This window comes from Streptantibioticus rubrisoli (genome assembly GCF_024436055.1).
GTDB lineage: Bacteria > Actinomycetota > Actinomycetes > Streptomycetales > Streptomycetaceae > Streptantibioticus_A > Streptantibioticus_A rubrisoli.
The window spans coordinates 18,455-38,889 of sequence record NZ_JANFNH010000038.1 but is presented as its reverse complement, the minus strand read 5'-3'; the positions used below and the strand labels follow the sequence as shown (position 1 = coordinate 38,889).

General features: G+C 70.2%; 22 protein-coding genes. 18 read left to right on the top strand and 4 right to left on the bottom strand.

Annotated features, from left to right (window positions below):
• Positions 1–158: 158 nt before the first annotated feature.
• The 5 genes from NON19_RS24990 (at position 159) to NON19_RS24970 (ending at position 3,809) form a co-directional block, all read left to right on the top strand.
• Positions 159–929: a UbiX family flavin prenyltransferase gene (locus NON19_RS24990; RefSeq protein ID WP_372514277.1), complete on the top strand. Its 771-nt coding sequence runs from the start codon at positions 159–161 to the stop codon at positions 927–929.
• 104 nt (positions 930–1,033) lie between these two features.
• Positions 1,034–1,489, top strand: a complete 456-nt coding sequence (locus NON19_RS24985; RefSeq protein ID WP_255931344.1) for an Lrp/AsnC family transcriptional regulator — start codon at positions 1,034–1,036, stop codon at positions 1,487–1,489.
• A gap of 71 nt (positions 1,490–1,560) precedes the next feature.
• Complete coding sequence (gene mqnE, locus NON19_RS24980; protein ID WP_255931313.1) at positions 1,561–2,724, top strand: aminofutalosine synthase MqnE; 1,164 nt, start codon at positions 1,561–1,563, stop codon at positions 2,722–2,724.
• Positions 2,725–2,833: 109 nt separating this feature from the next.
• On the top strand, positions 2,834–3,127 hold the full coding sequence (locus tag NON19_RS24975; RefSeq protein ID WP_255931312.1) for a DUF4229 domain-containing protein: 294 nt from the start codon (positions 2,834–2,836) through the stop codon (positions 3,125–3,127).
• An 82-nt stretch (positions 3,128–3,209) separates the two neighbouring features.
• The gene (locus NON19_RS24970) at positions 3,210–3,809 is read left to right on the top strand and encodes a class I SAM-dependent methyltransferase (RefSeq protein ID WP_255931311.1); all 600 of its coding nucleotides are present in this window, start codon (positions 3,210–3,212) and stop codon (positions 3,807–3,809) included.
• A gap of 54 nt (positions 3,810–3,863) precedes the next feature.
• On the opposite strand, the gene NON19_RS24965 is transcribed toward NON19_RS24970, so the two are convergent.
• Positions 3,864–4,373, bottom strand: coding sequence for an SH3 domain-containing protein (locus tag NON19_RS24965; RefSeq protein WP_255931310.1), 510 nt, complete (start codon positions 4,371–4,373; stop codon positions 3,864–3,866).
• A gap of 505 nt (positions 4,374–4,878) precedes the next feature.
• Entirely contained in the window at positions 4,879–5,772 is an 894-nt protein-coding gene (locus NON19_RS24960) for a LysR family transcriptional regulator (RefSeq protein WP_255931309.1), read from the bottom strand.
• A 99-nt stretch (positions 5,773–5,871) separates the two neighbouring features.
• Between NON19_RS24960 and NON19_RS24955 the strand changes: the two genes are divergently transcribed.
• A complete protein-coding gene (locus NON19_RS24955) occupies positions 5,872–6,258 on the top strand; it encodes a nuclear transport factor 2 family protein (RefSeq protein WP_255931308.1) in 387 nt (128 codons plus the stop codon).
• A gap of 333 nt (positions 6,259–6,591) precedes the next feature.
• Here NON19_RS24955 and NON19_RS24950 read toward each other — a convergent pair whose 3' ends face one another.
• Positions 6,592–6,795, bottom strand: coding sequence for a cold-shock protein (locus tag NON19_RS24950; RefSeq protein ID WP_030620150.1), 204 nt, complete (start codon positions 6,793–6,795; stop codon positions 6,592–6,594).
• A 294-nt stretch (positions 6,796–7,089) separates the two neighbouring features.
• Here NON19_RS24950 and NON19_RS24945 point away from each other — a divergent pair, with 294 nt between their 5' ends.
• From NON19_RS24945 to NON19_RS24910, 8 genes are all read left to right on the top strand, one after another.
• Entirely contained in the window at positions 7,090–8,016 is a 927-nt protein-coding gene (locus tag NON19_RS24945; RefSeq protein WP_372514276.1) for a menaquinone biosynthetic enzyme MqnA/MqnD family protein, read from the top strand.
• A 169-nt stretch (positions 8,017–8,185) separates the two neighbouring features.
• Positions 8,186–9,022 (top strand): hypothetical protein, encoded by an 837-nt coding sequence (locus NON19_RS24940; protein WP_255931307.1) that lies wholly within the window; start codon positions 8,186–8,188, stop codon positions 9,020–9,022.
• A 78-nt stretch (positions 9,023–9,100) separates the two neighbouring features.
• Entirely contained in the window at positions 9,101–10,279 is a 1,179-nt protein-coding gene (mqnC, locus tag NON19_RS24935; RefSeq protein WP_255931306.1) for a cyclic dehypoxanthinyl futalosine synthase, read from the top strand.
• 8 nt (positions 10,280–10,287) lie between these two features.
• Positions 10,288–10,734, top strand: a complete 447-nt coding sequence (locus tag NON19_RS24930; protein WP_255931305.1) for an imidazolonepropionase-like domain-containing protein — start codon at positions 10,288–10,290, stop codon at positions 10,732–10,734.
• Between the two features lie 413 nt (positions 10,735–11,147).
• Complete coding sequence (locus NON19_RS24925; RefSeq protein ID WP_255931304.1) at positions 11,148–12,524, top strand: GlnX family signal transduction membrane protein; 1,377 nt, start codon at positions 11,148–11,150, stop codon at positions 12,522–12,524.
• A gap of 151 nt (positions 12,525–12,675) precedes the next feature.
• Complete coding sequence (locus NON19_RS24920) at positions 12,676–13,368, top strand: demethylmenaquinone methyltransferase (RefSeq protein ID WP_255931303.1); 693 nt, start codon at positions 12,676–12,678, stop codon at positions 13,366–13,368.
• Between the two features lie 105 nt (positions 13,369–13,473).
• On the top strand, positions 13,474–14,763 hold the full coding sequence (locus NON19_RS24915) for a geranylgeranyl reductase family protein (protein WP_255931302.1): 1,290 nt from the start codon (positions 13,474–13,476) through the stop codon (positions 14,761–14,763).
• 476 nt (positions 14,764–15,239) lie between these two features.
• Entirely contained in the window at positions 15,240–15,908 is a 669-nt protein-coding gene (locus NON19_RS24910) for a DUF4232 domain-containing protein (RefSeq protein WP_255931301.1), read from the top strand.
• A 94-nt stretch (positions 15,909–16,002) separates the two neighbouring features.
• On the opposite strand, the gene NON19_RS24905 is transcribed toward NON19_RS24910, so the two are convergent.
• Positions 16,003–16,716 (bottom strand): C40 family peptidase, encoded by a 714-nt coding sequence (locus NON19_RS24905; RefSeq protein ID WP_308213730.1) that lies wholly within the window; start codon positions 16,714–16,716, stop codon positions 16,003–16,005.
• Between the two features lie 658 nt (positions 16,717–17,374).
• Between NON19_RS24905 and NON19_RS24900 the strand changes: the two genes are divergently transcribed.
• Genes NON19_RS24900 through NON19_RS24885 form a run of 4 tightly spaced genes read left to right on the top strand, consistent with a single transcriptional unit; the run spans position 17,375 to position 20,430 of the window.
• Entirely contained in the window at positions 17,375–17,734 is a 360-nt protein-coding gene (locus NON19_RS24900; RefSeq protein ID WP_255931299.1) for an NADH-quinone oxidoreductase subunit A, read from the top strand.
• A 52-nt stretch (positions 17,735–17,786) separates the two neighbouring features.
• Entirely contained in the window at positions 17,787–18,341 is a 555-nt protein-coding gene (locus NON19_RS24895) for a NuoB/complex I 20 kDa subunit family protein (protein ID WP_255931298.1), read from the top strand.
• Positions 18,338–19,087 carry an NADH-quinone oxidoreductase subunit C gene (locus NON19_RS24890; protein ID WP_255931297.1) on the top strand — a complete coding sequence of 250 codons (750 nt, stop codon included), beginning with the start codon at positions 18,338–18,340 and terminating at the stop codon, positions 19,085–19,087. Before NON19_RS24895 ends, NON19_RS24890 begins: the two co-directional genes overlap by 4 nt.
• Positions 19,084–20,430 carry an NADH-quinone oxidoreductase subunit D gene (locus NON19_RS24885; RefSeq protein WP_255931296.1) on the top strand — a complete coding sequence of 449 codons (1,347 nt, stop codon included), beginning with the start codon at positions 19,084–19,086 and terminating at the stop codon, positions 20,428–20,430. Before NON19_RS24890 ends, NON19_RS24885 begins: the two co-directional genes overlap by 4 nt.
• Positions 20,431–20,435 lie beyond the last annotated feature (5 nt).

The window sequence follows — 20,435 nt, the reverse complement described above, 5'->3', positions numbered from 1 at the left end:
TTCCGTGTGCTCCCGGGCCGCGACCGGGGACTCCGTCCCCGGTCGGGAGATGTGCTTCCACGGTAGACAACGGGTCTGACAACCGCCCCGGTTCCGGGGGTGGGGGTTCTGCGGGCATCCGGGCCGATCGCGGCCCGTCGGCCGGATAGGCTCGCGGTGTGGAGCCGCGACACACCTCATCGATACCGGGCGACCGGCGACGTCCCTGGGTGGTCGGCGTCTCAGGGGCGTCCGGCACCCCGTTCGCGGCAGCCGTCGTCCGGGCGCTGCTGCACGCCGGGGAGGCCGTCGACCTGGTGGTCAGCCGGGCCGCCCGGCTCACGGTGCTGGACGAGACCGGTCACCCGTTCCGGGACGCGCACTGGCGCGAGGACCTCGCCCGGCTGCTGGCACGCGGCGCCGACGGCACGCCGGACGCCTACGACGTCGACCTGGGCGCGGTGCGCTGCTGGCCCGCGGGCGACCTGGCGGCCGGGCCGTCCTCCGGCTCGTACCCGGCGAAGGGCATGCTGATCGTTCCGGCCAGCACGGCCTGCGTGGCGGGGGTGGCGCTCGGGCTGTCGAAGGACCTGTTGCAGCGGGCGGCGAGCGTGACGCTCAAGGAACGGCGGCCGTTGGTGGTCGTGGTGCGCGAGACCCCGCTCAGCGGTCCGACGCTCAGGCAACTGGTCGCCCTCGACGAGGCTGGCGCCGTGGTGCTGCCCGCCTCGCCCGCCTTCTACGCGGGTGCCGTCAGCGCCCAGGACCTGGTGGACTTCGTGGCCGGGCGGGCGCTGGACGCGGTCGGCGTACCGCACAAGCTCTACCGCAGGTGGACGGGCGAGCTGGGCGGCGGGCAGGGAGACAGCGGTGCGAAGCACATCCCCATTGAGGGTGGTGGCGGGCGCCGGGTGGGAGACAGCGGTGCCTCGGCGGACGCCGGGGACTGAGGGGGAACTGAGGGTCGGGTCCTGGCGTCAGGTTCTGGGCGCCGTGTGCCTTAGATTCAATCCGTAAGCGCGGGACCGAAGTAGGAATGGAAGGCTCCAGGTACATGGACGCGGTGGACAGGCAGCTCATCCAGGCCCTGCGTGAGAACGGCAGGGCGTCCTATGCCGAGCTGGGCAGGCTCGTGGGGCTGTCCGGCCCCAGCGTCACGGACCGCATCAACCGGCTTGAGCAGGCCGGTGTGATCACCGGGTACCGCGCCACCGTGGCCCCCGCCGCACTCGGGCTGGGCGCCACCGCGCTGGTCGGCATCCAGCTCAGCGACGCCGCCGACCACGAGGACGTGGCGCGCCGGATGCAGGAGCTGGACGAGATCGAGGACTGCTGGTTCATCGCGGGCGACGACTCGTTCATGCTCAAGGTCCGGGTGCCCGACGTGGACGGGCTCGAACACACCATCCGGCGGCTGTCCGGCATCCGCGGTGTGGCCCGTACCCGTACCACCGTGGTGCTCTCCACGAAGTGGGAGAACCGGGTCGGCGAGCTGCCGGACGACGTCTGAGCGGTGCCCGATCCTTGGGCTGTCGGAGGCGGGGCGTAGTCTCGATCGGGTCTAGGTGAGAAGGAGGCGGCATGGACGCTGGGCTCAAGCGTGAGCTGGAGGAGAAGGTCTACGCGGGGGAGCGGCTCACCCGCGAGGACGGGATCGCCCTCTACGAGTCCGACGACCTCGCCTGGCTCGGCGGTCTCGCGCACCACGTCCGCACGCGGAAGAACGGCGACGTCGTCCACTTCAACGTCAACCGCCACCTGAACATGACGAACGTGTGCACGGCCTCGTGCGCTTACTGCTCGTTCCAGCGCAAGCCGGGCGAGAAGGACGCGTACACCATGCGCATCGAGGAGGCCGTCCGGCTCGCCAAGGCGATGGAGGGTGAGAACCTCACCGAGCTGCACATCGTCAACGGCCTGCATCCGACGCTGCCTTGGCGCTACTACCCGCGTTCGCTGCGCGCGCTCAAGGAGGCGCTGCCGCAGGTGGCGCTGAAGGCGTTCACCGCCACCGAGATCCACCACTTCGAGACGATCTCCGGATTGGACGCGTCGGAGATCCTGGACGAGCTGATCGACGCCGGTCTGGAGTCGCTGACCGGCGGTGGCGCCGAGATCTTCGACTGGGACGTCCGCCAGCACATCGTGGACCACCGCACCCACTGGGAGGACTGGTCCCGGATCCACCGGCTGGCGCACTCCAAGGGCCTGAAGACGCCGAGCACCATGCTCTACGGCCACATCGAGGAGCCGCGCCACCGCGTCGACCACGTGCTGCGGCTGCGTGAACTCCAGGACGAGACCGGCGGTTTCCAGGTCTTCATCCCACTGCGCTACCAGCACGACTTCGTGGACATGAAGGACGGCAAGATCCGCAACCGCCTTCAGGCCCGCACCACGATGGCCTCCGGCGCCGAGGCGCTGAAGACCTTCGCGGTCTCCCGGCTGCTGTTCGACAACGTGCCGCACGTGAAGGTGTTCTGGGTGATGCACGGCCTGTCCACCGCCCAACTCGCCCTGAACCACGGCGCGGACGACATGGACGGCTCGGTGGTCGAGTACAAGATCACCCACGACGCGGACGACTTCGGCACGCCGAACAAGCTCACCCGCGAGGACCTGCTGGAGCTGATCCGGGACGCGGGCTTCCGTCCGGTCGAGCGGAACACCCGGTACGAGGTGATCCGCGAGTACCCGGGTCCGGACGCCGACCGCCGGGAGTCGCCGCAGCCCATGCGGGTGTGAGGCCGCCGCCCCCCGAGGTGATCGTCCGGAAGGCGTGTTTCACTGGTGGGGGTATGCACCGTACGGATGAGGAAAGAGTGGAAACGTCGTGAGCTGGAAGCCGAGCCCCATGCTTCGCTATACCGCGATGCGCCTTGGCCTGTTCGTGGCGAGCTTCGCCGTCATCTGGGGCCTGGTCTATCTGCGCGTCCTGCCGTCCGGGCTCGGCAGCTCCAACCTGCTGTGGGTGCTGCTGCTCGCGATGCTCATCTCCGGGGCGCTCAGCTACGCGCTGCTGCGCAACGTGCGTGATCAGGCGTCGGTGCAGATCTCGCAGCGGGTGGACCGCACCCGTAGGGCCTTCGAGGCCAAGGCCGGTGACGAGGACGCCGCTGACGACGCGGCGCGCAGCGCCCAGAGCTGAGCCCCGCCATGTGGCGGTCGTCACATACTTCGTCGCGCCCCGCAGCGGAACCACCCTTCCCCTGCGGGGCGTTGGTGTTGGCGTGACCGACCCCATCGCGGTGACGCGCGCCGCATATGACCGCATCGCGGAGGAGTACGCGCGGCAGTGGAGCACGCCCCCGGCCTGGATGAACGCCGAGTTGGAGCGGCTGACGGGGCTGCTGCCCGCCGGGGCGCGGATAGCCGACATCGGGTGTGGACCCGGCTGGCACACCCAGGCGCTGCGGGAGCGCGGGTTCGCCGTCACCGGGTTCGACCTGTCGCACCCGATGCTCACCGCCGCCGGGGTGCCGGGGCTGGTGCGTGCCGACATGCGGGCGCTGCCGGTGGCGGCGGGGGCGTTGGACGCGGTGTGGTGCGTGGCCGCGCTGCTGCACGTCCCACGGCCCGAAGTTCCCGTCGTGCTGCGGGAGTTCGGGCGGGCGCTGCGGCCGGGCGGTGAGCTGCTGCTCGCCGTCGCCGAGGGCGACGGCGAGGGGTGGGACGAGCGGGCCTATGGGCCGTCGCACCGTCGCTGGTACGTACTGCACCGGTACGAGGCGCTGGCCGGGCTGCTCGACGAGGCGGGGTTCGAGGTGGTCGACCACGCGCGGGAGTCAACGCACCGCGATTGGCTGCGGGTTCACGCCCGGCGCCGCTGAACGCGCCGGTGCCCCCGCCGCGAGCCGCGGCAGGGGCACGTTCGTCAGCGCGTGTCAGTCGACCCGGTGGGTACGGGCGCGGTGGGTGACGGTGGAGCTCTGCGCGGTGGCGCCGGGCATCACGCTGACCGAGGCCTGCGGGGCGGAAGTGGCGGAGACGTTGCCCGGCAGGATGCTGGGGCTCTGGCTGGGCGTCGCCTGCGGGCGCTGGCCGGGCATCGGCCGCGACGGGCGGTGGCCGGGGCGCAGGTGCTGGTCGCGACCCGGGAGGCTGGGCAGCGTGGTGGTGTTGCGGCACCAGCGCGGCACCCTGCCCATGTTCTTGACGTAGCTGGCGCTCACCCACTCGCGCTGGCGGGTGTCCAGCTTGTACCAGATCGCGTTGCCGCGAACCCGCTGGCCGCGGACCTTGCAGACGATCCGGACGATCCGGCCGCCGTTCAGATGGCCGACGGCCCGGTACCGGGTGCTCGGCCCGCTTCTGACCACCACGCTGTGCCGGGCGACCACGCGGCCCTTGGCGTCCGGCATGAGCATCGTGTGGTGGCCGCGGCCGGCCGGCATGCCGGTGTCGCTGTCGGCCTGGGCGGAAACGGCGGGTACACACAGGAGTCCGGCGACTCCGATTGCTACGGCGAGGCGGCGCATAGGGACCTCAGTTCTCGTGCGTGAGCGTGCGCTCGTGTGCGAAGGGGTGCGCCCAGCATGCGCGGACCGGCCGTCGGAAACCCTGAGGTGGCAGGGGGAGACACGGCCAATCCCCCGGACGGTGGTACGGGTTCACGCTCTTGCGTCATATGCCGGTTCGGGGTCGGCGGCGACGACTCGTTGGCGTGCTTCCCACCGGCGGTGGGCTTACCGTCGGTAACCTCGATCTGGCTGTACAGGAGCCGCCCGTGCCGCATGGTGTGCCACCCCAACCCCGCCCGCCGGAACCGGAGTTGGCCCTGCGACCGGCCCCGTCGTGCGGGGAAGCCGTCACCCCGGCGCCCCGCCCCCCAGCACCGGGCCCCTCACCGACATCCGTTCCCGCAACGCCGCCGGGGATCCAGCCACCGAGGGCCAACCGTCACACCGGCTCGGTGTCCCGGGCGTAGCGGGCGGCGAACTCCCGGAACCGGCGGCTCGCGGTGCTGCCTGGTCGGCCCCGGTGCCAGACCAGGCCGATGGTGCGGTACGCGTCGTGGTCGGCGATCGGTACCAGCCGGACCCCGGCGGGCGGCGGCCCGCCGTCGCCCGCCGGGACCACGGCGACACCGAGGCCGGAGGCGACCAGGCCGTGGATGGTGGAGACCTCGGCGCACTCGGACACCACGTCAGGGGTCATCCCGGCACGGTGGAACAGCTCGCAGGTGATCTGCCGCAGTCCCAGTGACGGGCGCATGATGATGAGCCGCTCGTCCGCCAGCTCGTCCAGCCGTACCAGGGCGCGGTCGGCGAGCCGGTGCTCGGCGGGTACCGCGAGCCCCAACCGCTCGTCGCGCAACGGCAACCAGCCCACCTGCGGGTCGGACGGCCGTGGACTGGTGAGCGCGGCCTCGACGGTGCCGTCCCGCAGCAGTTCCAGCACGGTGGCCGCGGAGCCCTGGTGCAGCGTGAAGCGCGCGCCGGGGGAGTCCTGGGCGTACGCGCCGAGCAGCCGCGGCACCAGCCAGCCGCCTAGTGAGTGCACGAACGCCAGGCCGAGCGCCTCCCGCGGTGGAGCGAGCATGGCGGCGATCCGGTCCTGCGCGGCGTCCAGCTCGTCCAGCGCCCGCTGCGCGTGCCGTCGGAAGATCCGGCCGTGGTCATTGAGCCGCAGACGGTGCCGATCGCGGTCGAACAGCCGGGTGCCGAGCCGCTGTTCCAACCGCAGCAGCGCGCGGGACAGCGTCGGCTGGGCTATCCGCAGCCGGGCCGCCGCCTCGGTCACGTGCTCGGTCTCGGCCAGGGTGAGGAACCAGCGCAGTTCGTCGATGGTCACCCGGAGATTGTCCCGCTCCCCGGGGTTATGCGCGGGGTGCATGGACCAGCGGCAATTCCGGTATTTCCCTTTTGGCGGAAGGGAGTTGATGCTGTGTGCATGCTCACTTCTGACGAGAAAGTCGCGCTGGCCACCGCGTTCCACACCGGCCTTGTCACCGCCGACTGGGAATTGATCCGTTCACTGCTCACCGACGACGCCACCTGGACGTTGCCCGGTGACAACCGAATTTCCGGCCGGGTGGTCGGTGCGGACGCGGTGGTGGAACGCGTCCGGCAGATCGCGGGGTACGGCGTGAATTTCGAGTTCCAGCGGGTGCTGGTCAGCCGCGACAACCTGGCCCTGTCGCTGCACAACACCGCGGAACGGGACGGTGTGGTGCTGGACGAATACCTGGCTACCGTGTGTTTCCTACGGGATGGAAAGGTCTCGGCGATCGAGACGTATCTGTCGGATGTCGAGGGGATGAACGCGTTCTTCGGCTGAGCCGCCGGGAGCTCGGCTCGCCGAACTCCCCATGCCGCAGGGGTCCGTTCGGGTTGCGGCCGGTGGGTACCGCCGGTCGGCGCTCGTTGCGGCTGCTCGCCGCCGCGGCGGGCTTTCTGGGGCGCGAGCCACCAGACCCCCCGGGTGCCGACCCGACCGCAACCGGTCGAGCCCGCGTCCTCCCGAAGGCGTCCCGCGTCCTCCAGACGCATCCCGCGTACTCCCGAACCCGTCCCGCGCACTCCCCGTCCTCCCCGGACGCGTGCGGGCACGGAAAAGGCAGGAGCCCCGCGCGGGGCGCGGGGCTCCTTGGGTACTGCGTATCTGGCGCGATTAGGCCGGGGTGACGTTCTCGGCCTGCGGGCCCTTCGGGCCCTGCGTAACGTCGAAGGTCACGGTCTGGTTCTCCTCCAGGGAGCGGAAACCAGAGGCGTTGATCGCGGAGTAGTGGACGAAGACATCGGGGCCACCGCCGTCCTGGGCGATGAAGCCGAAGCCCTTTTCAGCGTTGAACCACTTCACGGTTCCGGTAGCCATAAAGCCCTCCTTGGGCCAAGGGTCGCCCTGCTCCAGAACCTGCAAAGAAGTCTGAAAACTACAAAAGCCTGCGGCGTCACATGCTCCGCAGGCTCTGTACTGCAAGGGAAACCAAACTGCAACTTGCGTCGAGCGTAGCACGGGGCAACTGAACCGGGGAAGAGGTCGTAGATCTTTGTCCCCGGTGTGTCCCGGCTCTTGACGTCCGGCTTGACACCCGGCAAAACCGCCCGAGCGGCCGCTTCGGCACCGCCCCCCGACAAGGTCGGGAGGGGCCACGGCTAGCCTCCTGATGTGGACAATTCTGCGTTTACGCCTGCACCGGCCGCATCCGCCACCGACCCCCGGGACCACCGTCCCAACCGCCCCCGGGTGGGCCACATCCAGTTCCTCAACTGCCTCCCGCTGTACTGGGGACTCGCCCGAACGGGGACGTTGCTCGACCTGGAGTTGACCAAGGACACGCCGGACGAGCTCAACGACATGCTGGTCCGCGGCGACCTCGACATCGGCCCGATCTCGTTGGTGGAGTTCCTCCGGCACGCGGACGACCTGGTGGTGCTGCCGGACATCGCGGTGGGCTGCGACGGACCCGTGATGTCGTGCGTGATCGTCAGCCAGGTGCCGCTCGACCAGCTGGACGGCGCGAAGGTGGCGCTCGGCTCCACCTCGCGCACCTCCGTGCGCCTCGCCCAGCTGCTGCTGGCGGAGCGGATCGGGGTCAGCCCCGACTACTACACCTGCCCGCCCGACCTCGGGCTGATGATGCAGGAGGCGCAGGCCGCCGTGCTGATCGGGGACTCCGCGCTGCGCGCCACCCTGCACGACGCGCCGCGGCTCGGCCTGGAGGTCCACGACCTGGGGCTGATGTGGAAGGAGTGGACCGGGTTGCCGTTCGTCTTCGCGGTGTGGGCGGCCCGCCGCGAGTACCTGGCCGACCGTCCGCGCGCCGTGTTCGAGGTGCACAAGGCGTTCCTGGCCTCCCGCGACCTGTCGCTGGAGGAGGTGGAGAAGGCGGCGGAGCAGGCCGCCCGCTGGGAGGCGTTCGACGCGGAGGTGCTGCGGCGCTACTTCACCACGCTGGACTTCTCGCTGGGCCGCGACCAGCTGACCGGCATCGCGGAGTTCGCCCGCCGGGTCGGTGACAGCACCGGCTTCCCGCCGGACGTGGCCGTGGAGCTGTACCGGCCGGAGTCGTACACCGGCCCCCGGACGGCGTAGCGCCGCACACCGGCGGGCCGTGCCGTCGCGGTCGCGCGCCGCCGCCTCGTCGGCGGCGCGGGACCCGCACGGCGTAACCGAGCCCGCCGCGCTGGATGCTGACGGGTTGCCAGACTGGTGCCGTGGAACGTACGCGGTAACCGACATGGGCGAGGCGGGAGCGTGGCCGGTGAGCGAGAAGAAGCGTTACTCCGCTGATGAACTGCTGGAGGCGCTGAACGTCAAGGCCATCCGGGCACTGCGGCGCGCCGGGTTCGGTCTGCCCCGGCTGCGGGAGATGGCCAAGGGCGAGGACGGCGACGACCGGGTGCACGCCATCGTCGCGGAGTTCACCACCGACGACCCTCAGCGGATGGTGCGCACCACCTGGCCGCCGGACCGGCTGCCGCGCCCCGCCGACAGCACGCCGCTGATCCGCCGGGTGGTGCGGCGCTGGACGCTCGTGCTGCTGTTCGACCTGGCGGCCGGGGCGCTGTGCTGGCCGATGACGCTGTCGGGCAGCCGGGCGACCACCCTTGCCGTGGTGCTCGTGCTGCTGATGGTGCACGGGGTGTTTGTGGTGCGCGGCATGCCGGACGCGCCCGGCCGGAGGACCGCCGTGGCCCTCGCCTGGGCCGGGCTGCCGGTGCTGCTGCTCGGCGTGGTGTACGGCGGCCCGCGCGCCTACCTCTATGTCTGGGGCCGGCAGGCCACGGCGACCGCGTACAGCCAGACCTGGACGCACGCCGGGGGCGCCGCGTCGTCGCCCACCTGCTACGTGCGGCTGCCGGACGGCCAGGTCAGGGAACTGCTCACCGACGACCACACCTGCGCGGACCTCGGCGGCTCCGACGCACGGCCGGTCCTGGTGGTCTACGACCCTTCGGAAGGGGTCCTTCCGGTCTCCGGCACCAAGGCCGGTCTCGGCCTCGGGCGGGACATGGGCTTCGCCGCGGCCGGGCTGCTGCTGGTGGTCCTGGCGGCCGGTACGGCGGTGGTGCGCGCCGGGCGGGCCGCCCGGGGCTGAGCCCGGGTGGGCGGCCGGGCGGGAAATCCCGGACGATACCCTGGCCGAAGGCCACATCGCATCGCCTCCGGAGGAACCATGCAATCCGTACTGGACCGCGCCGCCGCCGGGGGACGGATCACCCCCGAGGAGGCACTGGACCTCTACCGGAACGCTCCGCTGCACGCACTCGGCCAGGCCGCCGACGCCGCCCGTCGCCGTCGCTACGCCGATACGGCGCACATCGCCACGTACATCATCGAGCGGAACATCAACTACACGAACGTGTGCGTCACCGCGTGCAAGTTCTGCGCGTTCTACGCGCCGCCCAAGAGCGACAAGGGCTGGACCCGTGACCTCGACGACATCCTGCGGCGCTGCGCGGAGACCGTCGAGCTGGGCGGTACGCAGATCATGTTCCAGGGCGGGCACCACCCGGACTTCGGCGTGGAGTACTACGAGAAGCACTTCGCGGCGATCAAGAAGGAGTTCCCGCAGCTGGTGATCCACTCCCTCGGTGCCTCCGAGGTGGAGCACATGGCGCGGATCTCCGGGGTGAGCGTCGAAGAGGCGATTCGGCGGATCCACACCGCGGGCCTGGACTCCTTCGCGGGCGCGGGCGCGGAGCTCCTGCCCGAGCGGCCGCGCAAGGCGATCGCGCCGCTCAAGGAGTCCGGTGAGCGGTGGCTGGAGATCATGGAGACCGCGCACAACCTGGGCGTGGAGTCCACCTCCACCATGCTGATGGGCACCGGCGAGACCAACGCCGAACGCATCGAGCACCTGCGCATGATCCGTGACGTGCAGGACCGCACCGGTGGCTTCCGGGCGTTCATCCCGTACACGTACCAGCCGGAGAACAACCACCTCAAGGGCCAGACCCAGGCGACGGTCTTCGAGTACCTGCGGATGATCGCGGTCGCGCGGCTGTTCCTCGACAACGTCGCGCACATCCAGGGCTCCTGGCTGACCACCGGCAAGGAGGCGGGCCAACTCTCCCTGCACTACGGGGCGGACGACCTCGGATCCGTGATGCTGGAGGAGAACGTGGTCTCCTCGGCCGGGGCCAAGCACCGCTCCAACCTCGCCGAGTTGATCCACCTCATCCGCACCGCGGGACGGGTTCCGGCGCAGCGCTCGACGACCTACGAGCACTTGGTCGTGCATGACGATCCGGCGAACGACCCGGTCAACGACCATGTCGTGTCGCATCTTTCGTCCACCGCGCTCGAAGGGGGCACGGCGCACCCCGAGTTGAAGCTGATCGACGCCTCGTAGCCGCCGGGATGCTGACGATTCACGCCGCCGCCGCGCTGCGGCGCACCACCTGCGGTGAGCCGGTGCCGGGGGACGCGGTGGCGGTCTCCGGCGACCGGGTCGCCGCCGTCGGGCCGCTGGAGGAGTTGCTGGAGCGGTATCCGGGGGCGCGGGTGCGGCGGTGGCCGGGCACGCTGGGGCCCGCCCTGGTGCACGAGGGCGCCGTGCCAGCCGCTCCCACGCCACGGGAGCGGGTCCACGCGGTACTGCGGTTGGGGGCGACGGCGGTCCTGGCGGATCGGGTCACGGAGCCTGAGCTGTTGGCGGCCGCGGGTCGCACGGGGGTCGCGGTGCTGGACGTTCCCCGCCAGCCCGCCCTCGCCCCGTCCGCCCGCGCGGACCTGGCCGTCTTCGACGCGGACGGCACATGCGTGGCGACGATCCTCGCGGGCCGCGTCCTGCACCGCCGGGCCTGAGCGCTCCGCGGGGCGCTCCGCTGGGGGTGCGGCGAGGTGCCGTCGGTCGTCTGCGGCGCCGTCGTGGCTGCTCGCGCCCACGCGGCGGAGCCGCACATGAACACAGCCCCGCGCCCCTTCGGGCACCCTTCGCGTACCGGCGCGCACATGCCGACCGTCAACGTGGCGTAAATGCAAGCGCGTTCGACGCCAGGGAGGCGTTAAGGAGCCGTCCCAAGCCGTATCCCCCCGTCAGGGTGATCTCCTGACGGGGGAGGTGCGGCGCGGTGGCGGAGACCATCACGACTGCGGGCGAACGCCCAACAGAGGCACAGGCGCGAGCCGCAACGCGGTCGAAGGCAGCGGTACCGGCGCCGCCCGCGCACCGCACACCCACCCCGCCCCCGGGCGCAGCCCGCCCGCGCCGTCGCAGCGTGCCGACGATCCTGCGCGCCGCACTGACGGCGACCCTCGCCCTGACCCTGGCGCTGGGCGCCCTGTGCGCCGCCATCACCGCCCACGCCACCGGCAGTTGGACGCGCATCCAGCAGAACCTGGCCCCCCAGGTGCGGCACGCCTCCGGTCTGTCCCTGGCCCTGACCGACATGGACGCCGAGATCGCGAACATCCTGGTCTTCGGCAACGCCAGGGACCTCGTGGGAGACCGCGCGCAGGCGCAGAAGCTCTACGCCCAAGACCGCGCCTCGGTCAGCACCGAACTGCAGGGCGCCACCGTTTCCGCCGGAAACGACGCCGCCGCGCAGAACGCGCTGGTGGGGGTGCTCAACGGGCTGGGCCAGTACGAGGAGCTCGCCTCCCGCGCCACCTCGCTCAACGACCAGGCCAACGCCCCCGCGGGGCACCCGGCCCCGGCCGCCCTGACCGCGTACCGGCAGGCCACCGACCTGATGCGGGATTCACTGCTTCCGGCGGCGGACAAGTTGATCGACACCAACAACACCTCGTTCACGGCCACTTACGACGACGAGCGCTCACTGCTGTCCGACCTGCGCTGGGCCGCGCTCGGCCTGGGCCTGCTCACCGTCGGCGCGCTCGTCGCGCTGCAACTGTTGATCACCCGGCGCTTCCGCCGAGTGATCAATCCCGCGCTGGCCGCCGCGACCCTGCTGTGTGTGACGGTCATCGGCACGGCCGTGTCCATGTCCGGCGACGAACAGCACCAGCTGGGCATCGCCCGGCATGACGCCTTCGACTCGGTGGTGGCGCTGTCCGCCGCCCGTGCGGTGGGCTACGACGCCAACGCCGACGAGAGCCGCGACCTGCTGGACCCGGAGCGCGGCGGCCAGTACTCGGACGCGTTCTTCGGCAAGTCCCAGCAGATCGCCCGGATCGACGGCTCCAGTCTGCCGACGTACTCCTCGGACCTCGACGCCGCGCGGCGGGCCTACCTCGCCGACCACGGCGACGTGCGCTTCGGCGGGTACCTGGGTGCCGAGTTCCGCAACATCACGTTCAGCGGTGAGCGTTCGGCCGCCGAGCGCGCGCTGGCCGCGTGGGCGGACTACGAGCACACCGACCACACCACCCGCGAGTACCTCGCCGCCGGACGGCTTGACCAGGCGATCCACCTCAACACCAGCTGGGCGAAGGGCGGTTCGAACCACACCTTCCAGCAGTGGGACAACGCGATGCGGGACGACATCGCGATCAACGACCACGCGTTCTCCGACGCGGTCGCCAGCGGCCGGTCGGAGCTCGACTCATCGCTGGTCCTGATCATCTCGGGCACGGCCGTCGCACTGGCCCTGGCCGCCGTGGGCGTACGACTACGGCTCCGCGAGTTCCGCTGACACCCACCCGGCGAAAGCACAACCGGGTGGGCGGTGCGAAAGCCCCCACTCACGGTGGCCCCCACCCACGGTGGACGCCCACCCACCGCGGACCCCACCCACCGCGGACCCCACCCACCGTGGACCCCACCCACCGTGGACAATGGGCACCGTGACCCGAGCCACCCTGGACAAGCAGCCATCGGAAGTCGCGTCGATGTTCGACGACGTGGCCGCCAAGTACGACCTGACCAACGACGTGCTGTCGCTCGGGCAGGCCCGGCTGTGGCGCAAGGCGGTCGCCCGAGCCGTCGACGCCCGCCCCGGCGAGCGGGTGCTGGACCTCGCCGCCGGTACCGGCACCTCCTCACTGCCGTTCGCCGAGGCGGGCGCCCAGGTCGTGCCGTGCGACTTCTCCCTCGGCATGCTGCGCGAGGGCAAGCGCCGCCACCCACGGCTGCCGCTGACCGCGGGCGACGCGACGAAGCTGCCGTTCAAGGACGGCACCTTCGACGCGGTCACCATCTCCTTCGGCCTGCGCAACGTCCAGGACACCGGTGCCGCCCTCGCCGAGATGCTGCGGGTCACCCGCTCCGGCGGCCGGGTGGTGATCTGCGAGTTCAGCCACCCCACCTGGGCCCCGTTCCGCACCGTCTACACCGAGTACCTGATGCGCGCCCTGCCCCCGGTCGCCACCGCCGTCAGCAGCAACCCCGACGCCTACGTCTACCTCGCCGAATCCATCCGCGCCTGGCCCAACCAGCCGGGCCTGGCCGCCCGGCTGCGCGAGGCGGGCTGGGCGAAGGTCGCCTGGCGCAACCTGACGGGCGGGGTGGTGGCGCTGCACCGGGGCGTCAAGCCGTAGCCCGCCCGGTACCGAGGGCGCCAAGGCGCCCTGAATAGACTTGCCGCACATGTTCAGTGTCCGGCGCGCCCGGCACGTCGTAACCGAGCCATCGGGAGATCCGCCGTGAGCGAGACCACCGCCACGTCCGAGCGCACCGCCGATGTGATCGTGGTCGGTGCCGGTCCGGCCGGTTCCGCGACCGCGTACCACCTCGCCAAGTCCGGGCTCGACGTGCTGCTGTTGGAGAAGACCGCGTTCCCGCGCGAGAAGGTGTGCGGCGACGGGCTGACGCCCCGCGCGGTCAAGCAGCTGGTCGGCATGGGGATCGACATCTCCGAGGAAGCGGGCTGGCTGCGCAACAAGGGCCTGCGGATCATCGGCGGCGGGGTGCGCATGCAGCTCGACTGGCCGGAGCTGGCCTCGTACCCGGACTACGGGCTGGTGCGCAAGCGCGACGACTTCGACGAGCAGTTGGCCCGGCAGGCGCAGAAGGCGGGCGCCCGGCTGTATGAGCGCTGCAATGTCGGCGCGCCAGTCATCGACGCCCGTACCGGCCGGATCACCGGCGTTGAGGCCAAGTTGGGCGAGGAGAAGGCGCCGGTCACCTTCCATGCCCCGCTGGTGGTCGCCGCCGACGGCAACTCCACCCGGCTCTCCCTGGCCATGGGGCTGCACCGCCGTGAGGACCGCCCGATGGGCGTCGCGGTGCGCACGTACTTCAGCAGCCCGCGGCACGATGACGACTACCTGGAGTCCTGGCTGGAGCTGTGGGACCGGCGCGGTCCGCAGGACCGGCTGCTGCCCGGCTACGGCTGGATCTTCGGCATGGGCGACGGGACGAGCAACGTGGGGCTCGGCGTGCTCAACACCTCCGCCGCGTTCAAGGAGTTGGACTGGCGCGAGGTGCTCAAGGCGTGGTGCGCCTCGATGCCGGAGGACTGGGGGTACACCCCGGAGAACATGACCGGCCCGATCCGGGGCGCGGCGCTGCCCATGGCGTTCAACCGCCAGCCGCACTACACCCGCGGTCTGCTGCTGGTCGGCGACGCGGGCGGGCTCGTCAACCCGTTCAACGGCGAGGGCATCGCGTACGCGATGGAGTCCGGCCAGATCGCCGCCGACGTCATCGTCCAGGCCGCCGCGCGGTCCACAACCGCCCAGCGCGAGCTGGCACTTCAGCACTACCCGAAGGTGCTGAAGGACACCTACGGCGGCTACTACACGCTGGGTCGCGCGTTCGTGAAGCTCATCGGCAACCCGAAGATCATGAAGCTGGCCACCGAGCGCGGGCTGACCCACCCGCTGCTGATGAAGTTCACGCTGAAGCTGCTGGCCAACCTCACCGACCCGACCGGTGGCGACGCGATGGACCGCATCATCAACGGTCTGAGCAAGGTGGCCCCCCGGGCCTGACGGGCTTGCGGCCCCGCCGCGCCGTGGGGCGCTGTGCTGGCCTACGGCGGTTTGCGGATGCGCGTAGCGTCCCGCACCGCCACCCGGGCGGGGGCGAACTCCATCTAATGCGTATCGAGTTACCGCCATTGGCGCCATTTCTGGCGTATCCGAGCAAACCGTTCGCCGCGCGAGCGGGGCGGCCATCAGCGCGCTGGGCGCCCGGGTGAGGTTCCCGCGTCGCGAGGGCGAGCCGGGCGGCCGCCCACGGCTGGTCCGCACGGTGCGCGAGGCGGGCTGTGTGCCCGATGTCAGCCGCGGCGCGCACCTCACCCGTCCGGGGAGGGGCGGGCGCAGTGTTCCGAAGCTGGTCGGCTTCCGCTACAGCCGCGTAACAGCTACTGACTTATCCCTTTTCGGGTGGGAGCGTCGTGGAAGCGGCAATGGGTAGGTGCCGTTCAGGGACACGGGCCGCCAGACACCCAAGAGGAGAAACGATGCGTTCCACGACCGCCCGTCGGCGGATACCCGCCGTCGCGACCCAGGCCGCCGTCCTCGCCGCCGTCGGCGCGCTCGCGCTCACGGCGTGTTCGTCGGGGAACGGTTCATCCAACGCCTCCAACGCCTCCATCGCCACCGGCGGCGGCAACTCGTCCACGGCCGCCAGCAACGGCGGTTCCGCCTCCGGTTCCGGTTCGGCCTCTGCCCAGGGCTCGCAGACGTCCACGCACGGTTCCGGTGGCGTGCCCGCCTGTACCACCGGGCAGCTGAAGGTGGACCAGGAGAACCCGGACGTCGGCGCGGGCCAGTACTACTCCAAGCTGGTCTTCACCAACGCCTCCGGCACCACCTGCACGCTCACCGGCTTCCCGGGCGTCTCCTACGTGAAGCAGGGCGGCGTACAGTCCGGCAACGCGGCGGTGCGTACCGGTGGCCACGTCACGACGGTCACCCTGCACGCGCACGGCGGCAGGGCGAGCGCGGTACTGCACGACGCTAACGGCGTCGGCGGGTACGACCCCGGCCAGTGCCAGCTCTCCTCGGCCGAGGGCCTGCGGGTCTACCCCCCGAACCAGAAGGCCGCCCTCTTCATCCCCTGGAAGCACGACCACTGCGCGGGCGCGTCGGTGCACTCCCTGACCATCGGGGCCGTGACGGCGGGCTGAGCCGCCGGGTCGCGGCGGGCGCAACGGCGGAGGGCCGCCACCCCCGCGCGGGGAGAAGCGGCCCTCGGCCGAACGATGTCGGAACGAACCGCCGTCAGGCGACCCGTACCGCGCCCGTGGGCTCCGAGTAGGACAGCGGGCGCTCGACGACGCCGGTGCTCGGGTTCTGGGCGCCGATGAAGTTGCCGTTGCCGACGTAGACGGCGACGTGGTAGGCGCTGCCCGCGCTGCCCCAGTAGAGGATGTCGCCGGGCTGCAGGTTGCTGAGGGAGACCTGGGTGCCCGCGGTCGACTGGTCCTCGGAGACGCGCGGCAGGTCGACGCCGATGGTGCGGAAGGCGGCCTGGACCAGACCGGAGCAGTCGTAGGCGTTGGGGCCGGTGGAGCCCATTACGTACGCCTTGCCGAGCTGTGCCTGAAGGAAGCTCAGGACGCTGGAGATGCTGCCGCTGGTGGACGAGGCCACCGAAGAAGAGGAGGCCGACGAGCTGCTCGAGTCGGTGGAGAGCGGCGCACGCTGCGCGTCACGGGAAGCGGCCTGCTGGGCGGCGTGCTCGGCAGCGGCCTTGGCCTCGGCGGCCTTCTGCTCGTCGGCTTCCTTGTGCTGCTTGGCGACCTGGGAGGCGGTGGAGACGGCCTGGTCCTGGGCGGCCTGGAGCTGGTACGTGATGACGGCCTGAGCGGTGGCGTCGGCGGCACGCAGCTGGGAGAGGTCGAGGGTCTGGGTGACCTCGTTGGGCGACTGGTCGCTGGCGTTGCTGGCCTGTGCGGGGGACGCCGCACCGGTGAGGGCGACGGCTCCGATCACACCACCGGCAACTCCGGCGCGTTTGACCCAGTTTGGCGGCGTATGTCGGGCATGCCGCCGGCTGCGTATGCGCGGATCGGACTGCGGGGCACGGGTCTGCGTTGGGGACATGGCCAATATGGCTATCAGGAATTCTTGGGTGCGTACAAAAAACGTAAGGTACGCCACAGTTTTGCGGGCCCCGGCCGCAATGCCGGGTTTTCGATCTTGCGTTGGGCTTTCTGGATTCTTCGACTCCGCTTGCTCGTGCCCGCGTTCACAATCGCGCTAACCCCAAGTTCGGCATGGTCAGCGCCGCGTGTCCCGGTTCATCCGACAGTGCGCACTGCTCAACGGGCTTGCGGCGCTATACCACGTGTGGGCTTCCGCTCCAACTTTGCGTTGACCGCAGTGGCTTGATAATGCGACAGGCCCTAGTGACCTGCGGTTACACCTGCTCGCGTCACCCTTGGTGATCTTCCGGATGCTTCCCGTATGAAGATCGACCCCGCTCCAGGCATGTGATCCACTATCAGGTGGTAGAGATCACAAAGCTGTTGGCGTACGCCGTGTCGCAGATCACAGACTCGCGGGCATAGGATGCAGGCGGTTCGGGCTTGTGAACTGCCTCACATAGGAACGATCTGTCAGTCAACGCCGACTGGAAGGAGCGAGGACGGTGAACACCTACGTCCCCATCCTCGTGCTCGGAACCCTTGGGGCGGGGTTCGCGATCTTCTCCGTCTTCATGGCCGCGCGCGTCGGGCCGAAGAGATACAACCGGGCGAAGCTGGACGCCTATGAGTGCGGCATCGAGCCGACGCCGCAGCCGGCCGGGGGCGGGCGCTTCCCGATCAAGTACTACCTGACGGCGATGCTGTTCATCGTCTTCGACATCGAGATCGTCTTCCTCTATCCCTGGGCGGTCAGCTTCGACGCCCTCGGGCTGTTCGGACTCGTCGAAATGCTGCTGTTCGTCCTCACTGTCCTCGTCGCCTACGCCTACGTATGGCGGCGCGGGGGCCTGGAGTGGGACTGAGCGATCGAGTCACAATGGATGAACCCGGGCATTTAGGACAGGGGCAATCGCTATGGGTATCGAGGAGAAGCTGCCGAGCGGCTTTCTGCTCACGACTGTCGAGCAAGCCGCGGGCTGGGTGCGCAAGGCGTCGGTCTTTCCGGCGACGTTCGGTCTCGCCTGCTGCGCCATCGAGATGATGACCACCGGCGCCGGTCGCTATGACATGGCCAGGTTCGGCATGGAGGTCTTCCGAGGCTCACCCCGGCAGGCGGACCTGATGATCGTGGCCGGGCGGGTCAGCCAGAAGATGGCCCCGGTGCTGCGCCAGGTCTACGACCAGATGCCGAACCCCAAGTGGGTCATCTCCATGGGCGTGTGCGCCTCCAGCGGCGGGATGTTCAACAACTACGCCATCGTCCAGGGCGTCGACCACATCGTCCCCGTCGACATCTATCTGCCCGGCTGTCCGCCACGGCCCGAGATGCTGCTCGACGCGATCATCAAGCTGCACCGCAAGATCCAGAACGAGAAGCTCGGTGTGAACCGGGTGGAAGAGGAGCGTCTGGCGGAGGAAGCGGCGCTCAAGGCGGTCCCGACTATCGAAATGAAGGGGCTGTTGCGGTGACCGGCTCTGGTTCCAACGGCGCCAACGGCGTCAACCCCGACAAGGACGTCAACGCCAGCAACCTCCCCGGCCAGCGCGGCGACCAGGGCGAGGCGATCCGCGTCCAGCGCGGCATGTTCGGCGCCAACAACGGTGGGGATACGTCCGGTTACGGTGGGCTGGTACGCCCGGTGCGGCTGCCCGGCGCGTCGTCCCGGCCGTACGGCGGTTGGTTCGACGAGGTGGCCGATGAACTCGAAGGCGCCCTGGAGGAGCAGGGGCTCGTCCCGGAGCACGCGATCGAGAAGACGGTCGTGGACCGCGGCGAGATCACCTTCCACATCGCCCGCGAACACCTGCCCAGGGTGGCCAGGACGCTGCGTGACGACCCGGCGCTGCGCTTCGAACTGTGCACCGGGGTCAGCGGGGTGCACTTCCCCGGCGACAAGGGCCGCGAACTGCACGCCGTTTACCACCTGCGGTCAATCACTCACAACCGGTTGATCAGGCTTGAGGTCAGCGCCCCGGACGCCGATCCGCATGTGCCGTCGATCGTCTCCGTCTACCCCACCAACGACTGGCACGAGCGGGAGACCTACGACTTCTTCGGCATCGTCTTCGACGGCCATCCGGCGCTCACCCGGATCATGATGCCCGACGACTGGCAGGGCTATCCGCAGCGCAAGGACTACCCGCTCGGCGGCATCCCCGTCGAGTACAAGGGCGCCCAGATCCCGGCTCCCGACGAGCGGAGGTCGTACTCGTGACCGCTTCGTATGAGCAACCGCACGCACCACAGCAGGCGCCGGAGCGCGAGACCACCGAGGGCCGGGTCTTCACCGTCACCGGCGGTGACTGGGACGAACTCGCCGAGACCGTCGGCAAGGCGGACGACGAGCACATCGTCGTCAACATGGGTCCCCAGCACCCGTCCACCCACGGCGTGCTCCGGCTGATCCTGGAGATCGAGGGCGAGACGGTCACCGAGGCCCGCTGCGGCATCGGCTATCTGCACACCGGCATCGAGAAGAACATGGAGTACCGGACGTGGACCCAGGGGTCGACGTTCGTGACCCGCATGGACTACCTCACGCCGCTGTTCAACGAGGCCGCCTACGCGCTCGCGGTGGAGAAGCTGCTGGGCATCACCGACCAGATCCCGGAGCGGGCCAACGTCATCCGGGTGCTGATGATGGAGCTCAACCGGATCTCCTCCCACCTGGTCGCCATCGCCACCGGCGGTATGGAGCTGGGCGCCACCACGATCATGATCTACGGGTTCCGGGACCGCGAACTCATCCTGGACGCCTTCGAGTTGATCACCGGCCTGCGGATGAACCACGCCTACATCCGCCCCGGCGGCCTCGCCCAGGACCTGCCGCCCGGTGCCGTCGACCACGTCCGCGAACTGGTCAGGAAGTTCCGCAAGAACCTCCCCGAATACGACGCACTCGCCACCGGCAACCCGGTGTTCAAGGGCCGCATGCAGGACGTCGGCTACCTCGATCTGTCCGGCTGTATGGCCCTGGGCGCCACCGGACCGATTCTGCGCGCCGCCGGACTCCCGCACGACCTGCGCAAGGCACAGCCGTACTGCGGTTACGAGAACTACGAATTCGATGTGCCGACCGCCGAGACCTGTGACGCCTACGGCCGGTTCCTGGTCCGGCTGGAGGAGATGCGGCAGTCGCTGCGGATCGTCGAGCAGTGCCTGGACCGGCTGGAGCCGGGACCGGTGATGGTCGCCGACAAGAAGATCGCCTGGCCCGCGCAACTCGCCCTCGGCCCGGACGGACTGGGCAACTCGCTGGACCACATCAAGAAGATCATGGGCACCTCGATGGAGGCCCTGATCCACCACTTCAAGCTGGTCACCGAGGGCTTCAGGGTGCCACCCGGCCAGGCGTACACCGCGGTGGAGTCGGCCAAGGGCGAGCTGGGCGTCCATGTCGTCAGCGACGGCGGCACCCGACCGCACCGGGTGCACTTCCGCGACCCGTCCTTCACCAACCTGCAAACCATGGCGGCGATGTGCGAGGGCGGCATGGTCGCCGATGTCATCGTCGCGGTGGCGTCCATCGACCCCGTCATGGGAGGCGTCGACCGGTGACAACC